The organism is Streptomyces sp. NPDC058955 (assembly GCF_042741435.1).
Classification (GTDB): Bacteria; Actinomycetota; Actinomycetes; order Streptomycetales; family Streptomycetaceae; genus Streptomyces.
On sequence record NZ_JBHYKM010000028.1, the window covers coordinates 17,193 to 26,526 of the forward strand.

The following is a 9,334-nucleotide window of genomic DNA, read 5'->3' on the forward strand; positions in this document are numbered from 1 at the left end:
TCGGGGGGCTGGTGGGTCCCCGGGGGGGGGGGGGGGGGGGAGGAGCCGTCCGGCCCGGTCCGGAACGGGGGTTCCGGCCGGCCCGGCCGACGGCGTGCGGGGTCAGCCCCGGAGGCTGGCTCCCATGTCGGTGTCGAACTGGGTGATGCCCTCGCCGTACTTCTTGATGTACTCGGAGATGCCCGTCAGGCCCTCGGTGACCTTGCCGTAGTTCGCCATGTACTCCTCGACGAACGGCTTGAAGTCGCGCTGGGCGGAAGGGGTGTTGTAGCCGTCGGCGGTGAGTGCGTCCAGGTCGGTCTTGATCTTGTTGAGCTGGGCGACCGCTGCGTCGTACTCGTTCATGGTCTGCAGGGCGGCGGACGCGGTCTTCTCGTCGTTCACGAGGTAGTCGGCCATGGTGGTGTCTCCCGTTCCCGGTCGGTGGTGCGGACTTCGGATGTGTGGACCCGCGCCCTCAGAACGGAGGGTTCGGGGAATCGGTTCAGACCTTGACGGGGGCTTCTTCCGGCGGGTTCGCCAGCGCGGTGTCCTGGGCGGCGTTGAGGCCCCCCAGGACCTTCTGGGGGAGCGCGCCGAGCGGCACCTCGGGGCCCTTGGTCTTGAAGCCGTTGTCGTTCTCGACCTTCTTGCCGGCGAGGGAGTTCCCCACGCCGTGACCGAGTTTGATGCCCGCGTTCTCCAGCGCGGTCTGGGCGTCGGCGCCGTTGGCGCCCACCTCGTACCCGACGCTCACGGCCTGCGACACGGCCCCCTTGAGGATGCTGGTGAGGGCCTCGTAGCCGTACTCCCGCAGCTCGGTGACGGAGGTGGGGCCCCCGGCGGTGGCGTGGTAGTCGTGGATCGGCGTGTGCTGTTCGTTGTACGAGCCCGCCGCATCGAGCTTGTTGACGGTCTTCCCGTTGCCGTCGGTGACCTCCACGGCGCCGTTGTTCTTGAGGTCGACCTGGAACGTGGACTGGTTGCCGCCCTGGTCGGTGACGGTGACGGTGCCCTTCACTCCGTCACCGGTGACGGTGAACGTGGTGTTCTCGCCCGCGGTGTTGCCCGTGAAGGTGGCGGTGCCGTCGGCGTGCTGCGTGATGGTCACCGTGCCCGCCGCGTCGGTGGTGGTGGCCGTGCCGTGGGCGACGGTGGTGGTCGGGCCGGCACCGCCGGGCGGCGTGACGACGGGCTGGGTGCCCGGCCCGCCCGTGACGGTCGTGCCGTCGCCGAGGGTGACCTGCTGTCCGGCGCCCGGCTGCGCCGGCGCAGCCACGCCCGGACCGCCGAGGGTGCCGTCCGGGCCGATGGTGACCTTGTCCTGCGGGCCGTTGCCGCCGCCGGCGACGGAGACCTCGAACGTGCCGCCACCGGTGGCCTTCACGTCGAAGGGGCCGCCGTGGACGGTGCTGCCGTCCTTGCCGCCGACCGGGACGTCCAGGATCGGGCCCGCGTGGGCTCCGTTGCCCCCGTTCCCGCCGTTCCCGCCGATCCCTCCGATCGTGAAGGTCTCCGGGCCCGGGGCGGGGGCCGGGTCGAGGGGGTTGTGGGGGCCGTCGAGGACGCCCGACTTCTGTCCCGGGGTGCCTGCGTTCGCCACGTCTCCGGGGCTCTTGGACAGGGTGGTGTTCCCGGTGCCGACGGTGGTGCCGCCGCCGAAGAACCCGTCGTGGTGCAGGGTCGGCCCGCCGCCCGGTGTGGGCACGGTGATGCCGCTGTTGCCGTCGCCGGCCACGGTGCTGATGGGCGTCTGGCCCGGGCCGTTGCCGAGGGGGTTGCCCGCCGTGTCGATCGGGGTGTTCGTAGCGGGGTCGACGTGGGTGCCGGAGGGGCCGAGGCCGGTGGTGCCGCCGGGCGCGAAGCTGCCGGAAGCCGGTCCGTACGTGACCGAGAACTCGCCCTCGGGGCCGTTCGGGTTCGGCCCGTGGACGACGGTGCTGCCCGGCTCCGAGACCGGGTCGGCGCCGTGGGTGGTGATGGTCGGTCCGTTCGGTCCGTTGGCCAGGGTGTTCTGGCCGCCCGTCATGTCCGGCGAGCCGAACAGTCCCCAGCCCTCCTGCTGCGGCGTGTGCACGGTCACCTGGGTGTTCGTCGCGGTGATGGCGGCGTCGCTCGGCGAGTCGTGGACGGTCAGCTGCCCGTTGTGGTCGATGCCGTGGCCGACGCCGGACTCGTGGTGGACCGTGGTGGCGGTCGGGCCGTTCCCGTCGTTGCCGAGGGTGGTCGTGAAGCCGTCCGACGCGTACGTGACGGTCTGGCCGTCGGTGGTGAGCGTGGCGCCGTTGCCGTTGGTGACCGTCGTGGGCGCCTGCGCGCCCACCGGCCCGATGCCGCCGGGCGCGGCTGCGGGGGGCGGCGGCACCTGGGTGCCGGAGCCGTCGGGGTTCTGCGTGGTGATCGTCCCGTCGGGGCCGGAGGCGACCGTGGTGGTGGCGCCGGGAGCGGGCTGGTGGGTGAAGATGACGCCCCCGTCCGGGCCGGCGGTGGTGGTGACGCCCTGGCTGTCGATGCCGTTCGCCGCGACGTGGGCCTGGGCCCCGCCCGCGCCGGTGTCGGTGAGCGTGGCCACGGGGTTGCCGTTCGCGTCGGCGCCGGCCGTGATGGTGACCGGGCCGTCGGTGACGGTCCCGGTGTGGTCCACGCCGAAAGCGCCGCCGTCGTCCGCGGCGGTCGTGCCGTTCGGCCCGCTGGTGACGGTGGTGTGAGGACCCGCCGGGGCCTGGGTGGTGACGCTGCCGTCCTGGCCGATGGTGCCGCCCGCGACCTGGCTGCCGTCGACGAAGGTCTGGACGCCGTCGCCGGTGAGGGTGGAGGTGCTGCCGCCAGGGGTGGTCACCTGCGTCGGGACGTCCCCGGTGGCCGGGGCGACGGTCACCGCCGCGGGACCGCCCCGGGGACCGGCCGTGATGGGCCCGTCCGGGCTCGTGCCGACCGACGTGCCGTCGTGGCTGATCGTCGTGGCGCCCCCGGGGCCCTGGTCGACCTGGACGGGATCGAGCGTGCCCGCCGATCCGGTGGTGCCGCCCGGGCCGTGCGTCGCCTGGAGGGGACCGGAAGTGACGGTCGTTCCGCCGGCACCGACCGTCACCGTGGTGCCGGAGCCCGCGCCGCCGACCGTGACCGTCTGGCTGCCGGTTCCGGCCGGCGCCGACTTCGTGACGGTGCCGTCGTCGTGGACGCTGGTGGTGCTGCCGTCGGCGGTGGTGACCTGCGTCGGGACGTCCCCGGTGGCCGGGGCGACGGTGACCGCCGCGGGACCGCCCCGGGGACCGGCCGTGGTGGGCCCGTTCGCGCTGGTGCCGACCGACGTGCCGCCCTGGGTGACGGTCGTGACGCCGTTCGGGGCCTGGTGCACCTGGACCGGGTTCGGGCCTCCGACGCTTCCGGTGATGCCGTTCGGGCCGTGACTCGCCTGGATGGTGCCGGAGTTCACGGTCGTGGTGCCGTTGCCGATCGTGACCGTGGTGCCGCCGGTGCCGTGGACGGTGACCGTGTGACCGCCCGCGGCGTCGACGGCGACGGTGGTGTTGCCGATGTCCACGGCGTTGCCGGGGGTCGGCTGCGGGACCCCTGGTGTCACCGGGTTGCCCTGGGCGTCGTTGGCCGTGAGCGTGCCGTCGGAGCCGACGTGGATCTCCTGACCACCGTGCGCGATGCTCGCCGAGCCGTCAGGACCGACCGTGGTCGAGCCGGCGACGGTGACGCCGTCGGCGCCGTGACTGATGCCGCCGAAACCGAACCTGCCGTTCGGGTCGAGGGACAGCGAGGTGCCGTCGGGCGCGCTGAACGTGACCTCGAACGGCGAGAACGCGATCGACCCGCCGTCGCCCGTGGCGGTGCCGCCGCCGTTCCCGTCGGTCGTGATGCCGCCGGTGGTGAGGCTGCCGTCGGTGCCGATCGACACCACCGGCTGCCCTCCCGGCGGGGTCACGGCGAGCGTGCCGTCGGTCCCGTCGAACTGGATGGTCTCGGGGGCGGGCCCGCCGGTGGTCACCGTGAACCCGGTGGGGTCGAGCGTGGTGGCGGGGCCGCCGGGCGTGGTGATGGTGGCGCCGCCCGCCGGGGAGATGACGGTGGTGACGCCGCCGTCGGTGACGGTGAGCGGTCCGCCCGTGCCCGGCGGCGGCAGGGTGACGGTCTGGCCGCCGACGTCGCCGTGGGCGACGGTCACCCCGCCGCCGCCCACGGACACCTGGGTGCCGTCCGGCAGGGTGGCGCCGCCGCCCAGGTCGCCCGCAGCGGCGTTGATCGTGGTGTTCCCGAAGGTCACGTCGACGGTTCCGCCGACCGGGTCGTGGACGGCCACCGGCTGGCCGTCGCCCCCGGGGTTGCCGAAGACCGAGGTGACGCCGTTCTGGTTGCCGACGTTCAGCCCGCCGCCCGCGACCGACGTGGAACCGGCGTGGTCGGTCACGGAGAGACCGGTCGGTGTGGTGATCGTGTGGTTGCCCACGGTGAACTCCGGCGTCGGGCCTCCGTCGCCGGGCGAGCTGAACGTCGTGGTGCCCGCCGCGTCCTTCGTGACGCTGCCGAAGGGGCCCGAGGTCGTGAAGGTGCCGCCCGGTCCCAGCTCCGTGGAGAGCGCGGGCTTGGCGGACTGCGCGGGCGCGAACTCGCCGCCGAACAGGCCGGCGGCCTTCTCCTTGAAGGTCGGGCCCTCGATCGGGGTGTCGACCGTCGTCGTGGTGCCGTCCGACGTGATGGTGTCCCCGGCCGGGCTCGTGATGGTGTTCGTGCCGTTCGTGGTCGTCGAGGTGAAGCCGTCCGGCGTCGTCGTCTTGGTGGAGGTCGTGTCGCCGGCCGGCGGCGCGAAGGGGAGGTCGTCGGCCGGAGGGGCCTTGTCGGGCTTCGGCGCCGGCGGGGTGGTCTTCGTCTCGGTCTTCGTGCCGTCGGGTGTGGTGACCTTCGTCTTGACCTCGCCCGTCGACGGGTCCGCCTTGGTGGTGCCGTTGATGCCGTGGAAGCCGGTCTTCTGTCCCATGCCCTTGGTGTCGACGAACAGGACGTTGCCCGGTTTAAACCGGCCGTTGACGACGCCCAGGCTCTCCAGCGAGAACGCCTTGTCGATGTTGCTCTTGAACTTGCCCTTGGTGACGAAGGCGTCCTTGACGCTGTTGGCGAACTTCGTCCCGCCGAAGAGCGTGAGCGTACCGGCCGTGGCCGCGCCGAGCGCCGCGCCCTTGGCCGCCGACGCGGCGTCGAACTTCTTCCCGTCGATGAGCGCCGTCAGGCCGCTCGCCAGGAACCCCAGGGCGAACTCGGTGCCCGCGTCCAGGGTGAACTTGGCGCCGAGCGCCAGCGCGGGCGAGGTCTTGAGGCCGACGAGCCCCTTCGCCAGCGGGTCGATGATCTTGCGCGTGAACGTCGACCCCTTCAGGGCGGCCGAGACCGCCGCCGAGGCGGTCCCGACCCCCTTGCCCACCTTGGCCAGGAACGGCGCGAACTTCGCCAGCTTGCCCGCCGCCGCGACGACCTTGCCGAGCCCGCCGAGCAGCACACCGCCGGGCACCAGGGTGAGCAGACCGATGATGATGTCCCCCGCGTCGATCTTTCCCTGCGACACCATGCGGATCACCGAGACCGCGAACAGCACCGCACCCAGGATGAGACCCACCACCGGCAGGAACACGGCCACGATCGCGACGAGGATGCCGGCGATGATCTCCACGAACGGGTTGTCCGCGAGGAAGTCGCCGAACGCCTTGAAGAAGTCACGCGCCGGAACGGCCTGTTCGGCCGCGTCGTCGAGGGTGACGGTGGCCTTCCGGGACCCTTCCTCCCGCAGGCGCCGCGCGTCGAGGCCGAGCGCCACCGCCGCCGACAGCCGCTCCTTCGCTGCCTCGACCTCGCCCCGTCGCGTCCGGTGCGCCTCCGCCTGCTCCGGAGTGGCGTCCGCGGCGAGTGCCGGGACCTCCGCGCCGGCGGTCCCGGCCACCTCCTGCCCCTGGTCGATCGCGCGGTCCAGCATGTCCTGCGCGTCGGTCAGGGTGACGGCGTACTCGCCGTACGCACCCGCCGCCGTGCGGAAGGAGTCCCTGGTCTTCTCCAGGAGCCCCGGCAGATCCTTGCCGATCCGTGCCTTCAGGGCCCCCATCGCCTCGCCCTTGCCCCGGCGGATCGCCCCGTCGTCGCGCAGCAGGTCGACGGCCTCGCCCGCCCCGTCGCCCAGCTCCTGATAGGTCCTGGCCAGCGCAGTGATCGCCTCAGGGTTCCCCGGAGTGGGGTCCTCCCCGAAGCCGAGCACCTCCCAGCCCGTGGTGTGCCGACGCGCCATCTTCCACTCCTCCCGCGTACGAGCCCGTTCGGCACCACCTCACGAGACGCCCCGCGATGTGGTTCAGACACTCGGTCCGGCCGCGATTGAACCGACCCCGCGCCGGGCCCGTTTGACGGCCGACGCGACCTGAGCGGCGCGTCACCCGGCCCCACTCGGAGGAGGACGAGAAAGATGCGCGACGCCCCCAGAAGGACGCACGACGCACGACGGACGGCGCCGCGGCGCACGGCATGGGTGACGGCGCTGTGCGGCCTCGCGGCCGTGACGGCACTGGCACTGCCCGCACCCGCACACGCCCGGGAGACCGCGCGCGTCCCCGTCTCCGCCCCCGCGCTCGGCCCCGTCCGGGCCCCGGGCTCGGCCCCCGCCCTCGGCTCCCTCCCCGGGGCGCCCCGGGCCGACGAGCTCACGAAGTACTACGTCATCAAGTCCCCGCAGAACAACGGCGGCGAGCAGGAGACGCTGTTCGAGATCGCGCGGCGCACGCTCGGCGACGGGAACCGCTTCGAGGAGATCCTGGTCCTCAACAGCGGGCGTCCGCTCCCGGACGGCTCGGCGTTCGTGAGCCCCGAGCAGCTCGTCCCGGACTTCCCGCTCATCCTGCCCGAGGACGCGAAGGGGCCGGGCGTCGAGTTCGGCGTACTGCCCGACACCGCCGACGGGACGACGCCGCGCTCCGCGCAGAGCGCGCCCCCGACACCCCGCACGGCGGCCGGCCGGGGCACCGGAACCCTCGGCGCGTTCGGCGACCGGGACACCCTTCCCTGGCTGATCGGCGGCATCGCGGGCCTCGCCGCGCTCACCACGGTCATCGTCGCCCGACGCCGCATCGGCCGGATCGCCCGCACCGCGGGCACCGGAATCGCCCGGGGCGCCCGCGTGTTGAGGCCGCGACTGCCCCGCGGCCTGGCACTCGCCCTCCGGCGCCGCCGCCGGGCCGCGCTGGCCCGCCGGCTCGCCGCCGACACCCGTACGCCGGTGGTCGTACGGCAGGCCCTGCGCGAACTCGTCCCCGCCGACACGGAGGCGAAGGCCGAGCGTCCGATGCGCGTCTACAGCGTCCTCGCCGAACCCACGAGACTGCTCGCCTCGGTGTCGGGCGCGCACACGGCCCCGGCACCGTGGAACCCGATCGAGGCCAACCGCTGGGAGCGCGCGGGGCTGCCGTCCGCCGTCGACGACGACCCCGCGGGCGACGTGACCCTGGCCCTGCCGCACCTGGCCCGGATCGGGGTCAGCGACCGGGGCGCCCAGGCCATGGTGGACCTCGGACAGATCAACGGAGCACTCAGCATCAGCGGCGACCTCGCCGTCGCCCAGGACACCGTGGCGGCACTGGTCCGCGGACTCCTCGAACTGCCCCGACAGCGCACGGTGGTCGTGTCGGTCGACCCGAGCACCACCGCCCTGCCCGGCCTCAACGGCCTGGTACGGGTCCGCTCGGTCGCCGAGGTACGGGGCAAGGCTCCCGAGCAGATCCTCAACTCCGCCGAGGAACTGGGCGTCGGCCTGGTGCGCGGCGCCGCCCGCAGCGGAGAGGTCACCGGATTCGTCGTCCTCCAGGACCCGCCGACCGCCGAGGAGGCCCGGGCCCTCGCGGACCTGTCCGCGCCCGCGGGCGGCGGCTGGATCGTCCTCACCGTGGGCGACGTCCCCGGCGCGCACTGGCGGTGGTACGCGGAGTCCGACGGCGGCGTGGACCTCGGCGTCCTCGGCCTCCGGGTGATCGTCCCCACCCAGACGCCGGCGGGGGCGGGCACCGGACGCGTGTGACGCCCCACGAAACCCGGCCGGAAAAAGAAAATCCCCCGGAACTGAACCGCCCCACCGATCGGGCCGTTTCCGAAGTGACGCGCCGCAGGACGACACCTTTCCCCGCGGCGGCCCGAAGGGACATCCGCACCGGAGACTCCGCCCCGGCAGTCGGCCGACCTCCTCCCCACTGCCGGGGCGGGCACCACTCGGCACAGAGATCAGAAGCCAGAAGCCAAAAGTCAGCAATCAGCAATCAGGAATCAGAAGAAGAAGAGAGGAACTCCCATGCGCAAGAACACTGTTGTCCCGTTCGCGATGGCGGTCGCGACGGTCATGATGACGGCGGCCTGCGGAAGCGCGCCGAGCACCACGGCGACCACCGCCACCTCGCCTCAGACCCCGGCCGCGGCGGCCGGCGGGGCGCAGCCCTCGCAGGCAGGGAGCGTCAGCGTCTGGAAGAGCGCCGAGCTCGGGCCGGTGGTGACGGACGGCGCGGGCTTCACCCTCTACCGCTTCGACCAGGACACGGCCAATCCACCCACCTCGAACTGCGCGGGTGACTGCGCCGCGACCTGGCCCCCGGCGCTCGCCGACGACGCGAAGGCGGGCCGCGGACTGGACCCGGCGCTGCTCGGTTCGGTGAAGCGCGCCGACGGCACCAGGCAGCTCACGCTCGCCGGCTGGCCGCTGTACCGCTACGTGCAGGACACGGCCCCCCGCCAGACCCGCGGACACGGCATCGGCGGCACCTGGTTCGCGGCCGCGCCCGACGGCACGAAGGCGCAGCAGACGACGAGCGAGCCGAGCCGGCCCGGCCGACCGAGCGAACCGAGCAAGCCGAGCGAGCCGCAGGACCTGCCGGCCCTGTCCACGGTCGACGACGAGAAGCACGGCCGGATCGTCCGCGACGGCAAGGGCCGTACGCTCTACCGCTTCACCATGGACACCGCCTGGCCGATGAAGTCCGCCTGCGAAGGCGCCTGCCTCGACGTCTGGAAGCCCGCCAAGCTCGTCGACAAGAACGACATCAAGGGCATCGATCCGAAGCTCCTCATCCCGTACACCCGCCCCGACGGCACCCAGCAGCTCACCCTCGACTGCTGGCCGTTGTACTGGTACACGGGCGACAAGAAGCCCGGTGACACCACCGGCCACGGGGTGAACGGCACGTGGTTCACGGTCCGCCCCGACGGAAAACTGGCCAAGTGACCCAGAAGCCCCGGAGAGGACACGGCGGGGGGGGCCCCCGTGGGGCCCCCCCCCCGGTGCGCCCCCCGCCGGACCCCCCCCCGGGCCCCGGGAAGAAAGCCAGGGGGGCCG

General features: G+C 73.3%; 4 protein-coding genes. 2 read left to right on the forward strand and 2 right to left on the reverse strand.

The genetic code is table 11. The features are described from left to right. Positions 1–102: 102 nt before the first annotated feature. Both ACFW1I_RS13890 and ACFW1I_RS13895 read right to left on the reverse strand, forming a co-directional pair. Positions 103–399, reverse strand: coding sequence for a hypothetical protein (locus ACFW1I_RS13890; protein WP_384669532.1), 297 nt, complete (start codon positions 397–399; stop codon positions 103–105). Between the two features lie 85 nt (positions 400–484). Next, complete coding sequence (locus ACFW1I_RS13895) at positions 485–6,256, reverse strand: hypothetical protein (protein WP_384669533.1); 5,772 nt, start codon at positions 6,254–6,256, stop codon at positions 485–487. 174 nt (positions 6,257–6,430) lie between these two features. Between ACFW1I_RS13895 and ACFW1I_RS13900 the strand changes: the two genes are divergently transcribed. After that, a complete protein-coding gene (locus ACFW1I_RS13900) occupies positions 6,431–8,032 on the forward strand; it encodes a hypothetical protein (protein WP_384669534.1) in 1,602 nt (533 codons plus the stop codon). A gap of 267 nt (positions 8,033–8,299) precedes the next feature. Continuing rightward, the gene (locus tag ACFW1I_RS13905) at positions 8,300–9,223 is read left to right on the forward strand and encodes an SCO0930 family lipoprotein (RefSeq protein ID WP_384669536.1); all 924 of its coding nucleotides are present in this window, start codon (positions 8,300–8,302) and stop codon (positions 9,221–9,223) included. Positions 9,224–9,334: the final 111 nt, after the last annotated feature.